The sequence below is a fragment of the Actinotalea sp. C106 genome (genome assembly GCF_023630195.1).
Classification (GTDB): Bacteria; Actinomycetota; Actinomycetes; order Actinomycetales; family Cellulomonadaceae; genus Actinotalea.
On the sequence record NZ_JALPKN010000592.1, the window covers coordinates 1 to 734 of the forward strand.

Genomic DNA, 734 nt, shown 5'->3' on the forward strand with positions numbered 1-734 from the left:
GCGGGTCGGGGTCGACCCGCGGCTGGCCCGCGCTCTCCTCGACGCCGTCCCGCACCTCGGGGTGCGACGGGCCGCCGAGATCGTCGGCCTGCTGGCCGAGGACGTGCGTGCCCCCGGCGGCGACCTGGTCGCGGCACTGCGCACCCTGCGACGGGGCTCGGCCGAGAGCGTCTCCTGGGCGACGCAGGTCCGGCGGTTGGAGCAGGCCGCCCGGGACCGAGCCACGCAGGACGGGAGTGCTCACGACAGACCTGCAGCGAAGGGCCGGCCGGGGACGGACCTCCCGGACGACCTCGCCGTCGGGCTGGTCGTCGCCCTGGCCCACCCCGACCGGATCGCGCGACGGCGTCCGGGCGGGACCACCTATCTCATGACCTCGGGGACGGGGGCCGTGCTGCGCGGGGAGCAGGGTGCGCTGAACGGCGTCCCGTGGCTCGCCGTCGCCGAGGCCGACCGGCCGTCGGGCCGCTCGGACGCGACGGTGCGTGCTGCGGCCCCCCTCGACCTCGACCTCGCCGTCGAGGCAGCCCCGACCCTGCTGCGCGAGGAGCAGGGGGTCGCGTGGGTGGACGGCCAGGTCGTCGCTCGACGATCGCGCTGGCTCGGCGCCATCGAGCTCAGCTCCGAGCCGTGGCGGGACCCCGACCCTGCCCTGGTGATCGGTGCGGTGCGGGACGGCCTCGCGCGGGAGGGGCTCTCCCTGCTGCCCTGGAGCGCCGGGAAGTCGGGGGCCA

Annotated in this window: 1 pseudogene; it reads left to right on the forward strand. The window is 77.4% G+C overall.

The annotated features are described in order from the left end of the window. Positions 1 to 734 (forward strand): annotated as a pseudogene (locus L0B03_RS18680) (ATP-dependent helicase HrpB); the annotation flags it as partial.